The organism is Burkholderia sp. Se-20373 (assembly GCF_017104705.1).
Classification (GTDB): domain Bacteria; phylum Pseudomonadota; class Gammaproteobacteria; order Burkholderiales; family Burkholderiaceae; genus Burkholderia.
On sequence record NZ_JAAGPH010000028.1, the window covers coordinates 50512 to 66146 of the forward strand.

The 15635-nt window shown below is 67.6% G+C and carries 12 protein-coding genes; 3 read left to right on the forward strand and 9 right to left on the reverse strand.

Annotated features, from left to right (window positions below):
- Window positions 1-3: 3 nt before the first annotated feature.
- From dnaJ to grpE, 4 genes are all read right to left on the reverse strand, one after another.
- Window positions 4-1140, reverse strand: a complete 1137-nt coding sequence (gene dnaJ / locus G3N96_RS12505) for a molecular chaperone DnaJ (protein ID WP_043189531.1) — start codon at window positions 1138-1140, stop codon at window positions 4-6.
- 265 nt (window positions 1141-1405) lie between these two features.
- Entirely contained in the window at window positions 1406-3358 is a 1953-nt protein-coding gene (dnaK, locus tag G3N96_RS12510) for a molecular chaperone DnaK (protein ID WP_124576547.1), read from the reverse strand.
- 148 nt (window positions 3359-3506) lie between these two features.
- A complete protein-coding gene (locus G3N96_RS12515; RefSeq protein WP_206137406.1) occupies window positions 3507-3977 on the reverse strand; it encodes a thioredoxin family protein in 471 nt (156 codons plus the stop codon).
- Between the two features lie 10 nt (window positions 3978-3987).
- On the reverse strand, window positions 3988-4533 hold the full coding sequence (gene grpE / locus G3N96_RS12520) for a nucleotide exchange factor GrpE (RefSeq protein ID WP_124576545.1): 546 nt from the start codon (window positions 4531-4533) through the stop codon (window positions 3988-3990).
- Between the two features lie 355 nt (window positions 4534-4888).
- Between grpE and G3N96_RS12525 the strand changes: the two genes are divergently transcribed.
- Window positions 4889-5050 carry a hypothetical protein gene (locus G3N96_RS12525; protein WP_006476841.1) on the forward strand — a complete coding sequence of 54 codons (162 nt, stop codon included), beginning with the start codon at window positions 4889-4891 and terminating at the stop codon, window positions 5048-5050.
- Here the strand turns inward: G3N96_RS12525 and G3N96_RS12530 are convergent.
- From G3N96_RS12530 to hrcA, 3 genes are all read right to left on the reverse strand, one after another.
- Entirely contained in the window at window positions 5022-5429 is a 408-nt protein-coding gene (locus tag G3N96_RS12530) for an RNA-binding S4 domain-containing protein (RefSeq protein WP_011351021.1), read from the reverse strand. The two genes, G3N96_RS12525 and G3N96_RS12530, sit on opposite strands and share 29 nt — an antisense overlap.
- A gap of 5 nt (window positions 5430-5434) precedes the next feature.
- A complete protein-coding gene (hemH, locus tag G3N96_RS12535; protein WP_206137407.1) occupies window positions 5435-6499 on the reverse strand; it encodes a ferrochelatase in 1065 nt (354 codons plus the stop codon).
- Window positions 6500-6646: 147 nt separating this feature from the next.
- Window positions 6647-7669, reverse strand: coding sequence for a heat-inducible transcriptional repressor HrcA (gene hrcA, locus G3N96_RS12540; protein ID WP_031399637.1), 1023 nt, complete (start codon window positions 7667-7669; stop codon window positions 6647-6649).
- Between the two features lie 131 nt (window positions 7670-7800).
- Between hrcA and G3N96_RS12545 the strand changes: the two genes are divergently transcribed.
- Window positions 7801-8703: an NAD kinase gene (locus tag G3N96_RS12545; RefSeq protein WP_089424551.1), complete on the forward strand. Its 903-nt coding sequence runs from the start codon at window positions 7801-7803 to the stop codon at window positions 8701-8703.
- A 19-nt stretch (window positions 8704-8722) separates the two neighbouring features.
- Window positions 8723-10372, forward strand: coding sequence for a DNA repair protein RecN (gene recN / locus G3N96_RS12550; protein ID WP_206137408.1), 1650 nt, complete (start codon window positions 8723-8725; stop codon window positions 10370-10372).
- Between the two features lie 200 nt (window positions 10373-10572).
- Here the strand turns inward: recN and G3N96_RS12555 are convergent, their stop codons facing one another.
- Both G3N96_RS12555 and glnE read right to left on the reverse strand, forming a co-directional pair.
- Window positions 10573-12816: a carbohydrate-binding protein gene (locus tag G3N96_RS12555; RefSeq protein WP_241022611.1), complete on the reverse strand. Its 2244-nt coding sequence runs from the start codon at window positions 12814-12816 to the stop codon at window positions 10573-10575.
- 137 nt (window positions 12817-12953) lie between these two features.
- The coding region (gene glnE, locus G3N96_RS12560) for a bifunctional [glutamate--ammonia ligase]-adenylyl-L-tyrosine phosphorylase/[glutamate--ammonia-ligase] adenylyltransferase (RefSeq protein ID WP_241022612.1) at window positions 12954-15635 on the reverse strand (2682 nt) is incomplete at its 5' end.

Below are 15635 nucleotides of genomic sequence, written 5' to 3' on the forward strand. Positions count from 1 at the left end.
GAGTTACTCGAAGAAGCTCTTCACACGGTCGAACCAGCTCTTGCTCTGCGGGCTGTGACGCGCGCCGCCCTCGGCCAGCGATTTCTCGAACTGCTTGAGCAGGTCGCGCTGGTTGTCGGTCAGCTTCACCGGCGTCTCGACCTGCACGTGGACGTACAGATCGCCCGCGATGCTCGAACGCAACCCCTTGATGCCCTTGCCGCGCAGGCGGAACGTCTTGCCCGACTGCGTGCCTTCCGGCACCGGGAACGACGCACGGCCGGCCAGCGTCGGCACCTCGATCTCGCCGCCGAGCGCGGCGGTCGTGAACGGGATCGGCATCTGGCAATGGAGATCGTCGCCGTCGCGCTCGAACACCGAATGCGGCTTGATGTGGATCTCGACGTACAGGTCGCCCGGCGGCCCGCCGTTGATGCCCGGCTCGCCGTTGCCGGCCGAGCGGATCCGCATCCCGTCGTCGATCCCGGCCGGAATCTTCACTTCGAGCGTCTTGGTTTCCTTCACCTTGCCCGATCCGTGGCAATGCACGCACGGCTCGGGAATGTAGGTGCCCGTGCCGTGGCACTTCGGGCAGGTCTGCTGGATGCTGAAGAAGCCTTGCGACATGCGCACCGTGCCCTGGCCGTGACAGGTCGGGCAGGTTTCCGGCTTCGTGCCGGGCTTCGCACCCGACCCGTGGCAGACCTCGCACGACACCCAGCTCGGCACGCGGATCTGCGTGTCGTAGCCGTGTGCGGCCTGCTCGAGCGTGATCTCCATGCTGTAGCGCAGGTCGGCGCCGCGATATACCTGCGGGCCGCCACGGCCGCCGCGCGCGGCGCCGCCCGCCGCCTGGCCGAAGATGTCGCCGAAGATATCGCCGAACGCGTCCGCGAAGCCGCCGAAGCCCTGTGCGCCCGCACCGCCCATGTTCGGATCGACGCCCGCGTGGCCGTACTGGTCGTACGCTGCCCGCTTCTGGCCGTCCGACAGCATTTCATAGGCTTCCTTCACCTCCTTGAAATGCTCTTCCGCATCCTTGTTGTCCGGATTGCGGTCAGGGTGATACTTCATCGCAAGCTTGCGATACGCCTTCTTGATTTCGTCGTCGCTCGCATTCTTCGCGACGCCCAGAACCTCGTAGTAATCCCGTTTCGCCATATCGATTCACTGTGCCGCCACGCATCGCGCACACGGCGGCTCCTTTCGCCTGCAGTAAAGTCTCTCGACTCGTCTGGCGCTGCGCCCGCCGCGGACGGCTCGTGCAGCACCCGCCAAAAAACAAATGTGCCCGGAGGGCCGCGAAGCCCGCCAGGCGTGGAGTCGATCCGGCCATCCGGAAGGAAAGACAGACCGCTTGTCAGCCAACCCGTCAGCCGCGCCGCGCGCGGGTTGCGCGCGGCGTGCGGCACCGGGGCAACCCGGCTTAGTCCTTCTTCACTTCCTTGAACTCGGCGTCGACGACATCGTCGGCAGCCTGTTGCGCACCGCCCGCGTGGGCCGCGCCTTCCGCTGCACCCGCTGCGCCGGCCGCACCTGCTTGCTGGGCCTGCATGTCGGCGTACATCTTTTCGCCGAGCTTCTGCGACACCTTGCCGAGCTCCTCGACCTTCGCGTCGATCGCAGCCTTGTCGGCCGACGAGTCCTTCAGCACTTCCTCGAGCGACTTCAGCGACGCTTCGATGGCTTCCTTCTCGCCCGCGTCCAGCTTGTCGCCGTACTCGGTCAGCGCCTTCTTCGTGCTGTGGACCAGCGCGTCGCCCTGGTTGCGCGAATCGGCCAGCTCGCGCAGCTTGTGATCTTCCGCTGCGTTCGCTTCCGCGTCCTTGATCATCTGGTCGATTTCAGCCTCGGACAGACCCGAGTTCGCCTTGATCGTGATCTTGTTTTCCTTGCCGGTCGCCTTGTCCTTCGCGCCGACGTGCAGGATGCCGTTCGCGTCGATGTCGAAGGTCACTTCGATCTGCGGCACACCGCGCGGTGCCGGCGGGATGCCTTCGAGGTTGAACTCGCCGAGCAGCTTGTTGCCGGCTGCCATTTCGCGTTCGCCCTGGAACACCTTGATCGTCACGGCGCCCTGGTTGTCGTCCGCCGTCGAGTACACCTGGGCGTGCTTCGTCGGGATCGTCGTGTTCTTGCTGATCATCTTCGTCATCACGCCGCCGAGCGTCTCGATGCCGAGCGACAGCGGAGTCACGTCGAGCAGCAGCACGTCCTTGCGGTCGCCCGACAGGACCTGGCCCTGGATCGCCGCGCCGACTGCGACGGCTTCGTCCGGGTTCACGTCACGGCGCGGATCCTTGCCGAAGAATTCCTTCACCTTCTCCAGCACCTTCGGCATGCGCGTCTGGCCGCCGACCAGGATCACGTCGTCGATGTCCGACACCTTGACGCCTGCGTCCTTGATCGCGATGCGGCACGGTTCGATCGTGCGCTCGACGAGGTCTTCCACCAGCGCTTCCAGCTTCGCGCGGGTGATCTTCAGGTTCAAGTGCTTCGGGCCCGATGCGTCAGCCGTGATGTACGGCAGGTTGATTTCGGTCTGCTGGCTCGACGACAGCTCGATCTTCGCCTTTTCAGCGGCTTCCTTCAGGCGCTGCAGCGCGAGCACGTCCTTCGACAGGTCGACGCCCTGCTCCTTCTTGAACTCGCCGATGATGTAATCGATGATGCGCTGGTCGAAGTCTTCGCCGCCGAGGAACGTGTCGCCGTTGGTCGACAGCACTTCGAACTGCATTTCGCCGTCGACGTCCGCGATTTCGATGATCGACACGTCGAACGTACCGCCGCCGAGGTCATACACGGCGATCTTGCGGTCGCCCTTCTCGGCCTTGTCGAGGCCAAACGCGAGCGCAGCCGCAGTCGGCTCGTTGATGATCCGCTTGACTTCGAGGCCCGCGATGCGGCCGGCGTCCTTGGTTGCCTGGCGCTGGCTGTCGTTGAAGTACGCCGGTACCGTGATCACGGCTTCCGTGACCGGCTCGCCGAGGTAGTCTTCGGCCGTCTTCTTCATCTTGCGGAGCACTTCCGCCGAAACCTGCGGCGGCGCGAGCTTCTCGCCGTGTGCCTCGACCCATGCATCGCCGTTGTCGGCCTTGATGATGGTGTACGGCATCAGGCCGATGTCCTTCTGGACTTCCTTCTCTTCGAAGCGGCGGCCGATCAGGCGCTTCACTGCGAACAGCGTGTTCTTCGGGTTGGTCACCGACTGGCGCTTGGCCGGCGCGCCGACCAGCACTTCGTTGTCGTCCATGTAAGCGATGATCGACGGCGTGGTGCGCGTGCCTTCCGAGTTCTCGATGACCTTGACCTGGTTGCCTTCCATGATGGCGACGCACGAGTTCGTGGTGCCGAGGTCAATACCGATGATCTTTCCCATTTTTTCCTAATCTCCAGAAATGCTTGTTTGCTGCGCAAAAACCTGCGTTTTGGGGCGGTTTCGCGCGCCAGAATTCAACTCTGTTCCCGAAATGCGTCCGTCCGGTTCGTTTTCAAGACCCGACGTGCGATGCGGATATTAAATTTTTTCAATCGCCGGCGGCTAGCGGATCGCCGCCCGGCGGATCGCCGCCCGGCGGATCGCCGCCCGACGGATCGCCGCCCGACGGATCGCCGCCTGACGCGGCGATTTTCGCGCGCGCCGCCGACACCGCTGCCTGGAACTGCGCGAGGCCATGCCAGCCCGTCGCGCGGCCGAGCCGCTTGCCACGGTGGAAGAAGAACCACGTCGGCACGCCGTGCAGCCCGAAGCGGCGCCCCAGCGGGTGGTGTTCGTACACGTTGCAATGGAACCACTTCAGGTCCAGCGCGCGGATCGCGTCGGGCTGGGCGAGCATCGCCTTCTTCGCGATCTCGCAGTTGAAGCAGTCGACGCCCCAGAAGAACACCACCGCGAGCGCATCGCCCGCGCCGTCGATCGCCGCGTCGAACGTGCCGGCGTCCAGCGCCTGCATGCCGAACGCGTCGAATGCGGCCGGATCGACGCCGGCAGGCAGCATCGCGACGGCCTTACTTCGGCTGCGCGACGGTGACGAGCGCAGGACGCAGCACGCGGTCGGCGATCATGTAGCCCTTTTGCAGCACGGTGACGACGGTATTCGGCTCCTGGTCGGCCGGCACCATCGAGATTGCCTGGTGCTGGTGCGGATCGAACTTCTCGCCGACCGGGTTCAGCGCGACGACGCGGCCCTTCTCGAGCGCGCTCGTCAGCTGGCGCAGCGTCAGTTCGACGCCTTCGCGCACCTTCGCGATGTCGCCGGACGTATCGTTGACGGCCGCTTCCAGGCTGTCCAGCACGGGCAGCAGGTGCTCCGCAAAGCTCTCGATCGCGAACTTGTGCGCCTTCGAGACGTCGTCCTGCGCGCGGCGGCGGACGTTCTCGGTTTCGGCCTTCGCCCGCAGGAAGCTCTCCTGCAGCTCGGCGACCTTGGCTTGAGCCTCCGCGAGCGCCGCGTCGGCTGCTTCGGCGGCGGGAGCAGCGCCTTGCGCCGCCTGCTTCTCGCTGCCGATATCTTCGGCCGATTGGGATGCCGGGTTCTCTTGCGTGTTTTCCATGTCGCTGAAAGTCGATTAGAGGTTGAAGCCAAATCGGCAACCGCCGGACCGTATATCCGGTGGCACCGCACATTGCTGGTGCAAATAAGGGTGAAAACGACGATTTCAAGAGGGTTATTCGCCGGCATTCTCCAATACCGCGAAACAACCGCGCGTCACGCCGGGGCATCGGCCGCATAGTCCGCCAGATCGGGCGAAACGGCCGGTAACAACGCTTACCTGGCAAGTACTAGCTTGGCACAGGCCCGCTGCACTACACTCCTCTCAAGCGTCGGAAAAGCGTGTTTACCCCTAGCTGACCGCCGCCTGACATCCACCTGGCGCCGTTTTCACCCTTCAACTCGAGGGGAGTACCATGAAACTGACGTTTGCGATCTCGGTGGTCGCGCTGGTACTCATTGCCGGCACCACCACCATCTGCCTGTCGGGAGCCGTCACCGACCGCACGACCGAATACGGAAGCGCGCGGGCGACGTTCGACCAGATGTTCAGCTCCCACCAGAAAATCTGTCGATGATGCGCCGGTCGCGCTTCGTCGGCCGGCCGTGCAATTCGGCTGCCGGCTCACGATACGTGCGGCGCCGCTCCAGTTCGGCGAGCCGTGCGGCCCGCCCCGCTTCCGTCTCCGCGTAAAGCGTCTGCGCGACGCTCGCCGGCCCGCGCACGTCGCACACACCGAGCACGGCAATGTGCCAGACGATACCGTCGATCGCAATCTCGACCTCGTCGCCCACGCGCACTTCCTTCGCCGGCTTGACCGCCGCACCGCCAATCTTCACGTGCCCCTTGTCGACCGCATCGGTCGCGAGCGAGCGCGTCTTGAAGAACCGGGCCGCCCACAGCCATTTGTCGATGCGCAGCTTCGCGCCCGGTTCGGTCGAAATCTTGTAATTCATCGCGCTTAACCCACCGTTTCCGGCTGCGCGGCCTTGACCGGCCAGCCTTGCAGATTCTCGGCGACGATCTCGCCGAGCGCGCCGATCCACGCGGACGCGCCATTCAGGCACGGAATCCGGTGGAACGCCTTGCCGCCGCCGGCGAGGAACTCGTCGCGCACTTCCATGCCGATCTCCTCGATCGTCTCCAGGCAGTCGGCCGTGAAACCGGGACAGAACACGTCGGCCCGCCGCACGCCGGCCTCGCCGAACTCGCGCAGCGTCGGCGCGGTGTAAGGCTGCAGCCATTCGGCCTTGCCGAAACGCGACTGGAACGTGACGCGGCATTCGGTGGTCGACAGCCCGAGCGCGGCCATCAGCAGCGCGCCCGTCTGCTGGCACTGGTCGTGATAGGGATCGCCGAGGTCGAGCGTGCGCTTCGGCACGCCGTGAAAGCTCAGCACGAGCTTGTCGCCGGCCGCGAAATCGGGCCGGCCGTGCTGCGCCCAGTACTGGCGCACCTGCTCGGCCAGCGCATGAATATAGGCCGGATGGTCGGCGTAGTGCCGCACCGTGCGCACCTCGGGCTGGTTGCGCATGCGCGCGAGCGCGTCGAAGGCGGCGTCGAACGCCGTGGCGGTGGTCGACGCCGAGTATTGCGGATACATCGGCATCAGCAGCACGCGCTCGACGCCCGCCCGCTTGAACTGCGCGAGCGCGTGCGAAATGTTCGGGCTGCCGTAGCGCATCGCGTAGTCGACCATCACGTGATAGCCGTTCGACGTGAGCAGATGCCGCACGCTGTCGGTCTGGCGCTCGGTGTACACGCGCAGCGGCGAGCCCTCGGGCATCCAGACCGCCGCGTATTTCTTCGCGGACGCGCGGCCGCGCAGCGGCAGGATCACCGCGCGCAGCAGCACCTGCCAGACGGCCTGCGGAATCTCGACGACCCGCGGATCCGACAGGAATTCGGCCAGGTAGCGCCGCACCGCGCGCGGTGTCGGGGCGTCGGGCGTGCCGAGATTGATCAGCAGCACGCCGATGCGATGGGCAGCCGCGGTGCTCGAAGGCGGCTCAAGATCGAAACGCATGGGCAATTACGTGCTCGGGGCACGGGACCGGACGGCTCTCAATTATAGCGGCCCGCTCCGCGCCGGTCGGCTGGCCGTTCGGCCGACTGCCGGCACACGCGGTGCCGCGGCACGATGACGGGGCAGGATCGGGCCGGCGACGGCAGGCTACTGCTGGCTCAGCGTGAGCGACAGCAGGCGCGCGGTGATGTCGACGATCGGTATCACGCGGTTGTACGCCATGCGGGTCGGGCCGATCACGCCGAGCGTGCCGACGATCTGCCCGTTCACCTCGTAAGGCGCGGTGACGACGCTCATTTCCTCGATCGGCACGAGCGTCGATTCGCCGCCAATGAAGATCTGCACGCCCTGGGCGTGGCTCGACACGTCGAGCAGTTGCAGGAGGCCCGTCTTTTGGTCGAATACGTCGAACAGCTTGCGCAGCCGCGCCATGTCGGACGAGAGATCCGCCACTTCGAGCAGGTTGCGCTCGCCGGAAATCAGCACGGTGTCCTCGGTGTCGGGCACCTCGGTGCTGGCCGTCACGGCGGCGTGCATCAGCGCGGTCATGTCGCCGCGCAACTGGTCGATCTCGTCGCGCAGGCGGCGGCGCACCTCGTCGAACGACAGGCCGGCGAAGTGCGCGTTGATGTAGTTGGACGCCTCGGTCAGTTGCGACGGCGAGTAATCGCGCGGCGTCGCGAGCATCCGGTTCTGCACGTCGCCCTCGGGCGTGACGATGATCAGCAGGATGCGCTTGTCCGACAGGCGCATGAACTCGATCTGCTTGAACACGTGGCTGCGGCGCGGCGTCAGCACCACGCCCGCGAACTGCGACAGGTTCGACAGCACGCTCGCGGCGGCCGCCACGACCCGCTGCTGCGGCTCGCCGGCCTGCAGCGTGTTCTGCACCTGCCGCGCGACGGCTTCGGCGTCGATCGGCGCCTCGACCGTCAGCATCGTGTCGACGAACAGCCGGTAGCCGCGCGGCGTCGGCACGCGGCCGGCCGACGTGTGCGGGCTCGACACGAGGCCGAGCTCCTCCAGGTCGGACATCACGTTGCGGATCGTCGCCGGGCTCAGCTCGAGCCCGGAGTAACGGGACAACGTGCGCGATCCGACTGGCTGACCGTCGGCGATATACCGTTCGATCAGGGTTTTCAGGAGGGTTCGTGCGCGAGGATCTAGCATGGTGGAAAATTTTAGCGCAACCGCGCGACCGCGGCGAGTGGCGTCGGCTACCGTTGCGCGGGCCGGCCCGATCCGGCCCCGACCGCGCACGCCCGGTTCTTTTCGTCAACGAGCTATGGTGTAATGCCGGCATGAAAACCGGTAATCAGTTCAACACTGTCGCGCTCGTCGGCCGGAGCAACACGCCGAACATCGCCGAGCCGCTCGCCACGCTGGCCGCCTGCGTCGCCAAGCGGGGCTTCGAGGTCGTCTTCGAAGCCGAGACCGCGCGCGAGATCGGCATCACCGGCTACCCGGCGCTGACTCCGGCCGAAATCGGGGCGCGTGCCGATGTGGCGGTCGTGCTGGGCGGCGACGGGACGATGCTCGGCATCGGCCGTCAGCTCGCGCCGTACAAGACACCGCTGATCGGGATCAACCACGGCCGGCTCGGCTTCATCACCGATATCGCGGCGGCCGACATGCAGGCGCTCGTCCCGGTGATCCTGTCGGGCAAGTTCGAACGCGAGGAGCGCGCGCTGCTCGAAGCCCGGATCATGCGCGACGGCGAACCGATCTACCACGCGCTCGCCTTCAACGACGTCGTCGTGAACCGCAGCGGCTTCTCCGGGATGGTCGAACTGCGCGCATCGGTCGACGGCCGGTACATGTACAACCAGCGTTCGGACGGCCTGATCGTCGCCACGCCGACCGGCTCGACCGCTTACGCGCTGTCGTCGGCCGGCCCGATCCTCCATCCGCAGCTGGCGGGCATCGTGCTCGTGCCGATCGCGCCGCACGCGCTGTCGAACCGGCCGATCGTGCTGCCCGACGATTCGAAAATCGCGATCCAGATCGTCGGCGGGCGCGACGTCAACGTGAACTTCGACATGCAGTCGTTCACCGCGCTCGAACTGAACGACACGATCGAGGTGCGCCGCTCGAAGCACACGGTGCCGTTCCTGCACCCGATCGGCTACAGCTACTACGCGACGCTGCGCAAGAAGCTGCACTGGAACGAACACGCCTCGAACGAAGACGACAAGGCGTCCTGACGCCGCTCTGCCCGACACCATGCTCCGCCACCTCTCGATCCGCGACTTCGTCATCGTCGCCGCGCTCGATCTCGAATTCGACAGCGGCTTTTCCGTCTTTTCCGGTGAAACCGGCGCCGGGAAATCGATCCTGATCGACGCCCTCGCCCTCGCGCTCGGCGAACGTGCCGACGCGAGCGTCGTGCGCACCGGCTGCAGCCGCGCCGACATCACCGCCGAATTCACGCCGCACGACCGCGTCGCGCGCTGGCTCGACGAACACGCGTTCGACACCGAGGACACCGTGATGCTGCGCCGCGTGATCGACGCGAACGGCCGGTCGCGCGCGTTCATCAACGGCACCAGCGCGACGCTCGCGCAGCTGCGCGAGCTCGGCGAGATGCTCGTCGACATCCACGGCCAGCATGCGCACCAGCTGCTGATGCGGCCGGATGCGCAACGCGAGCTGTTCGATACGCATGCGGGGCTCGTCGCCGATGCCGCGAACGTCGCGCGCGCGTGGCGCGTGTGGCGCGACGCGACGCAGGCGATCGACGCCGCAAAAGCGCACGAGCGCGAGCTGCAGCTCGAACGCGAAAAGCTCGCCTGGCAGCTCGCCGAACTCGACAAGCTCGCGCCGCAGCCCGGCGAATGGGACGAAGTCAGCAACGAGCACAAGCGCCTGTCGCATTCGGCGAACCTGATCGAAGGCGTGCGCGGTGCGCTCAACGCGCTGTCCGAGTCCGACGACGCGATGCTCGCGCAGCTCGGCGCGATCGTGTCGAAGCTGCGCAGCCTCGCCGACTACGACACCTCGCTCGGCGACGCGCTCGCGTCGCTCGAACCGGCCGAGATCCAGTTGCAGGAAGCCGTCTATTCGCTGTCGCACTATGCGCAGCGCGTCGATCTCGACCCCGAACGGCTCGCGCAGGTCGAAACGCGTCTCGATGCGCTGCACTCGACCGCCCGCAAGTTCCGCTTGCCGCCCGACACGCTGCACGAAGAACACGCGGCACGCCGCGCGCAGCTCGCCGCACTCGATGCGGCGGCCGATCTCGGCGCGCTCGTGGCGGCGCAGGCCAAGGCGCGGGAAACCTATCTCGCCGACGCCAAACACCTGTCCAAGGCACGCACGCAGGCCGCCAAGGCGCTCGGCACGGCTGTCACGGCCGGCATGCAGGAACTGTCGATGGCGGGCGGGAGCTTCGAAGTCGCGCTCGTGCCGCTCGCCGACGGCGGCCCGCACGGGCTCGAGCAGGTCGAATTCCGGGTCGCCGGGCACCCCGGCGTGCCGCTGCGGCCGCTCGCGAAGGTGGCGTCGGGCGGCGAACTCGCGCGGATCAGCCTCGCGCTCGCGGTGATCGCCAGCGCGGCAAGCCCGACGCCGACACTGATCTTCGACGAAGTCGATACGGGGATCGGCGGCGGCGTCGCCGAAGTGGTCGGCCGCCTGCTGCACCAGCTCGGGCGCGATCGCCAGGTGCTGTGCGTGACGCACCTGCCGCAGGTCGCCGCGCGCGGTGATCACCACTACCAGGTCGCAAAAGGCGCCGACGACCGTGGCGGTACGGTGTCGACCGTCGTCGCGCTCGACCGCGCCAACCGGATCGAGGAAGTCGCGCGGATGCTCGGCGGCCTCGAGATCACGGCGACCACGCGCAAGCACGCGAAGGAAATGCTCGCCGCATAAGGCACCGGACAGGTGGAAAAGCGAGCTCAGTCAACGTGAAAACGTAAAAAAGGCCGTTCCAGGTGATACCGGAACGGCCTTTTGGTGAGGTCCGACGTATCCGACGCGCTTCGCGGCACGACGAACTTAGCAGATGGCACCAGATCGAACGGCGCGCGGCACGCGCCTGCGCGGTCGCCCGCGCCGGCACCTCGCCGTGCCTACTTGCCCTTGCACGTCGCATGCATGTTCGCGACGCCCTTCTCGCGCCATGCGGCCCACTCACCGCCCGTCCCCGGCACATCGCCGAGCACCCACCAGCCGTTGAGCCAGGTCTTGCCGGCGTGGCTGACCTCGTGGCACGGCGTCGCGTAGGTCTTCTTCTTGTCCCAGGCCGGCGCGCCCGTGGCCGCGTCGGCACGCACCGTCACGCCATGCGTCGCCACCGCACTGCGGTTCTGCGCATCGGTCACGGTCAGCTTCACGTCGTAGCGCTGCGCCTGCGTCGCCTTCGGCGCAACGAACGATGCATTCGCGCCCTGCTGGTCGATCGCGAGTCCGGCCGGCGCGGTCCACGCATACTTCAGCCCCTTGCCGGTCGACGCCGCGCCGGACAACACGACGGTCGCACCACCGTCGACCGTCGCCGGCCCGCTGATCGCGGCCCGCGGCGGCGGGACGATTTCCTGCGCCTTCACCTTGACGACATGCGACGCCTGCGCCGTGTAGCCCTTGTCGTTGGTCACGGTCAGATCGAAGGCGTAATCGCGGTCCTGTCCAAGCGCGGGGGCAACGAACTTCAGCTCCGCGCCGTTCGGTTTCGCGTCGATGCCGGCCGGGGCCGTCCACGCATGGCGCAACTGCTCGCCGACCGACGACGCGCCCGACAACACGACCGTCGCGCCCGCGTTCGCCTGTTGCGGGCCGATGACGGCCGCCTGCGGCAGCAGCACCCCGTCGTTCTTCACCTCGACCACCGCGCCGTTCGGCCCGACCGACTTGACGGTGACGATCTTGCCCGACAGCGTGTCGTGCAACGCATGCCCCGGCATCAGCGGCGCGTCCTTCATTCCCTGCGTACTGCCCGGCGTCGCATCGACCAGCGTATTGGTCAGCACATTGCCGCCCTGTGCAACGGTTCGCACGATCACGCCATTGACGAACGGGTCGTCGGACTTCCAGTTGTCGAAGCCGGGCTGCGGCTGGCGAAACTCGAGCCACAGCGTCGAGCCGTCGGCGCGCGCCAGACGGTACGCCTTCGCACCGGACGCTGTGCCCCACAGCGGCGCGAGTTGGTACGTGCCCTCGCCCTTGATCTCGGGTACGTCGGCTTCGGTCAGCCAGCCTCTGAACAACTGGTAGCTCGCCGGATACAAACGCCGGCCGCCGCCGCCCATCGTGTCGGTCGGATCGTCGACCCCGCCCGCGCGACACGCGCTGCCCACCTCGACCGTGCCGCCCGGCGTCGGGCAGTTGACGAGCGAACCCGGATGCTGCGCGCCGAGGCTGTGACCGAACTCGTGGGACCACATCCAGTAACCGTGGCCGCTCGCGTTCGACAGGATCCAGTTGCCGGGCATTGCCGCCAGGCCGGCCCAGTTGCAGCTGCTCATTTTCGGCAGTTCGACGAACAGGTAGTCGAACTTGTCCGGGTTCACACCGCGGGCGAACGCCGCGCTGCGCGCCGCCGCGCGAATCGTGCCGGAATCGCAGCTGGCCGGACGGTCGCCAAGGTTGACGCTGTCGAGCGTCTGACCGTGCAACGTCAGCTTGCCGTGGGACGCGACCTCGACATAACGCCGCAGCGACGAATAGTCGTCGCCGTCGCCGAACACCGCCTTGCGCACCACTTCGCTTTCGGCCGGTTGCGAGTCGTTGAAGTGCGTCACCATCAGCAACGCCGATTTGTCGCCGAGCAGCGGGCGCTGCGACGGCGCGATCGATGCGGACGACCGCCAGACCGACGCCGGCTGGCCGCGCAGGTTCTGCATCGCGACGCCGGCAGCCCCTTCCCGCGGCGCCAGCACTTCGGCGGACCGGCCGGTGTTGACCCGGTACCGGTTGCCGAACGACACGCGGCCGTCGATGCCGATGTCGGCCCGCCAGTCGCGCATCGTCTGGTCGCCCTCGCTGCAGACGCCGACCGACACGCGCCCCATGCCGCTGTCGCCGGAGGCCGAATGCAGGCACATCTTCGTGCCGCGCGCCGCGCTCGCGCCGGCGTTGATGATGCGCTGGAAGCCGTCGCGCGGCTCGAAGGTCCAGTCCTGCGCGGCGCTGCCGTCGCATGCCGCGAACACGGCCGCGTTGTCGGCCGGCTGCCAGGCCAGGCACTGGCCATCGCCACGCGACAGGTTCTTGAGCGGGGTGGAAGCCGTTTCCGCTGCACCAGCGGAAACGGAGAACAGTCCAGCGACGGCCGCGGACAGCGCCGTCGTGGCAAGAGAGTAGCGGATAGGTTTCAAGATGAGTTGAGATCGTTTGTGGCGCACACGGCACCGGTTGAACGGAAAGCCGGATTCTTCCGATACCCGCCCTTGCGCTCAAACAATCTCAAACGAATCTCAATGCCGGCCGCCGCGGTGCGCGCGGCGTGCCGCGGTCAGATTCCGCCGAACACGCGCTCCCACAGCGCCGTCACGGCCGCCCGTTCGTCGGCCACCACGGCCGGATCGACCCGCGCCTTCTCCATCCCGTCGAGCCGCAGCTTATGCTGGAGCTTCCGGTACTTGCGGTACGCCGCGCCGACGCGCTCGGCCTCGTCCTCGCCCATCAACCCGAAGCGCGCGACCTCGCGCAGCAGCGCGATGTTGCCCGTGTTGCGGATCAGCTCGGCATCGCTCGACGCGTGCAGCAGCACCCAGTACTGGACGATGAACTCGATGTCGACCATCCCGCCGCGATCGTGCTTCAGGTCGAACAGCTCGGTCTGGTTCGGGTGGCCGGCGAACACCTTGCCGCGCATGTCGACGATTTCCTTCGCGAGCACGCCGCCGTCGCGCGGCGTCGTCAGCACCTGCTGGCGGATCGCCTCGAAGTCCGCGCCGATCTGCGCGTCGCCCGCGCTGTAGCGGGCCCGCGTCAGCGCCTGGTGCTCCCAGACCCACGCGGTATTCGCGGCGTCGCCCTCGCGCAGCTGGTAGCGGCGGAACGCGTCAAGATCGGTGACGAGCAGCCCGGCCTCGCCGTTCGGCCGCAGCCGCAGGTCGATGTCGAACAGCGCGCCCGCCCCGGTCGCCGTGGTGAGCCACGTGATCAGGCGCCGCGTGAAGGTCGTGTAGACGTCCGCCGAGCGCTCGTCGGCGTCGTCGTACAGGAAGATCAGGTCGAGATCCGACGCGTAGCCGAGCTCCTTGCCGCCCAGCTTGCCGTACGCGATCACCGCGAACTTCGGCACGTCGCGATGGCGCTTCGCGAGCTGCGACCAGACGACTTCGATCGTCACGTCGAGCACCGCGTCGGCCAGCTCGGACAACCGGTCGCTCACGTGCTCGACCGACAGTTGCCCGGCCAGATCGATCAGCAGGATCCGGAACACCTCCGCGTGCTGCGCATGCCGCAGCAGGTCCATCTGTTGCTCGGGGCCGTCGGCCGCGGCGAGGCGCGCGCGCAGGGCGTCCTTGAACGCGGGCCAGTCGAACGGGCTCGCGATCGCCTCGTCGTCGAGCAGTTCGTCGAGCAGTTGCGGATGGCGGATCAGGTAGCCGCCGCCCCAGCGCGTCGCCCCGAGCACCGACAGCACGCGGTCGAGCGCGGCCGGATATTCGGTCAGCAGCGCGAGATAGACACCGCGCCGGCTGACCGTCTCGAGCAGGTCGAACAGGCGCACGATCGTGTCGTCGCGGCGCGCCGCGTCGATGTTCGGCGCGGCGTCGAGCGCCCGCTGCGCGACGCTGTCGAAGCGCTGCCGGCTCTTTTCCGGCAGGCCCGTGTAGCGCGACGACTGCCAGATCGCGCGCAGCCGGGCGAGCACGGTGGCCGGATCGGTAAAACCGAGGCCGTCGAGACGCGCGACCAGCGCGTCGTCCTCGCCGTCGTCGGCCAGCGCGCCGCTCCAGATCCACGCGGCGGCCGTGTCGTCGCCGGCCGCGCAGGGCGCGCCGCTCGCCTTGTCCGCAAAAATCTGGTCGAACTGCGCTTCGACGAACGTGCGGTGGCCGTCCAGCACCGTCATCAGCGCCGCATAGTCGGCGAAGCCCAGCGACGCGGCCAGCGCCGCGCGCTCGTCCGGCTCGACCGGCATCGCGTGCGTCTGCGCGTCGTTGCGGTACTGCAGACGGTGCTCGAGCGTGCGCAGGAAGTTGTAGGCGTCGGTCAGGCGCGCACGCACATCCTCGCCGATCAGCCCGCGCGCCTGCGCATGGCGCAGCACCGCAAGCGTCGGCCGCACGCGGAATTCCGCATCCTGGCCGCCGCGGATCAGCTGGAACACCTGCGCACTGAATTCGATCTCGCGAATCCCGCCGCGCCCGAGCTTGATGTCGTCGGCCTTGTCGGGCCGCATCGACGCGCGGCGCGCGGCCTCCTGCCGGATCTGCTGGTGCAGCGAGCGGATCGCGCCGATCACGCCGAAGTCGAGGTAGCGGCGGTACACGAACGGCTTGACGAGCGACTCGAGTTGCGACGCCAGCCGTTGCGCCGGGTCACTGTCGCCTTCCGACACGAGCCGCCCCTTGATCCACGCGTAGCGCTCCCACTCGCGCCCCTGTACGTAGAAATACTCCTCGAGCATGCCGAGGCTGCAGACGAGCGGCCCCGAATCGCCGTTCGGACGCAGCCGCATGTCGACGCGAAACACGTAGCCGTCGGCCGTGACTTCCGACAATACGCCGATCAGCCGCCGGCCGAGCCGCGTGAAATATTCCTGCGTGGACAGCGGCGAACGCGCGCCGCCGGTCGTCTCGCCGTCGTCCTCGTAGACGAAGATCAGGTCGATGTCCGACGACACGTTCAGCTCGCGGCCGCCGAGCTTGCCCATCCCGACCACGCCGAGCACGACGCGCTGGCCGTCGGCGCCGCGCGGCTCGCCGTACTGCGCCTCGAGCTCGGCCGACAGCAGCGCGAGCGAGCGCTGCACCGCCACTTCCGCGAGATCGGTCATCGCGCCCGTGACCTCGGCGACGTCCGCCAGCCCGCGCAGGTCGCGCTCCGCCACCGCACCGAATGCCTCGGCGCGCAGTTGCCGCAGTGCGCGCTTCAGATGCTCCTCGGTCGGCGCGGCGGTGCCGGCCGGCGTCGCGAGCAGTTCGGTGAGGCGCGCGTCGAGCTGCGCGCGTTCGCGGCG

Coding starts and splice junctions, on each gene's coding strand:
- dnaJ (WP_043189531.1), bottom strand. CDS start 1,140: ATGGCGAAACGGGATTACTACGAGGTTCTGGGCGTCGCGAAGAATGCG.
- dnaK (WP_124576547.1), bottom strand. CDS start 3,358: ATGGGAAAGATCATCGGTATTGACCTCGGCACCACGAACTCGTGCGTC.
- G3N96_RS12515 (WP_206137406.1), bottom strand. CDS start 3,977: ATGCTGCCTGCCGGCGTCGATCCGGCCGCATTCGACGCGTTCGGCATG.
- grpE (WP_124576545.1), bottom strand. CDS start 4,533: ATGGAAAACACGCAAGAGAACCCGGCATCCCAATCGGCCGAAGATATC.
- G3N96_RS12525 (WP_006476841.1), top strand. CDS start 4,889: ATGAAACTGACGTTTGCGATCTCGGTGGTCGCGCTGGTACTCATTGCC.
- G3N96_RS12530 (WP_011351021.1), bottom strand. CDS start 5,429: ATGAATTACAAGATTTCGACCGAACCGGGCGCGAAGCTGCGCATCGAC.
- hemH (WP_206137407.1), bottom strand. CDS start 6,499: ATGCGTTTCGATCTTGAGCCGCCTTCGAGCACCGCGGCTGCCCATCGC.
- hrcA (WP_031399637.1), bottom strand. CDS start 7,669: ATGCTAGATCCTCGCGCACGAACCCTCCTGAAAACCCTGATCGAACGG.
- G3N96_RS12545 (WP_089424551.1), top strand. CDS start 7,801: ATGAAAACCGGTAATCAGTTCAACACTGTCGCGCTCGTCGGCCGGAGC.
- recN (WP_206137408.1), top strand. CDS start 8,723: ATGCTCCGCCACCTCTCGATCCGCGACTTCGTCATCGTCGCCGCGCTC.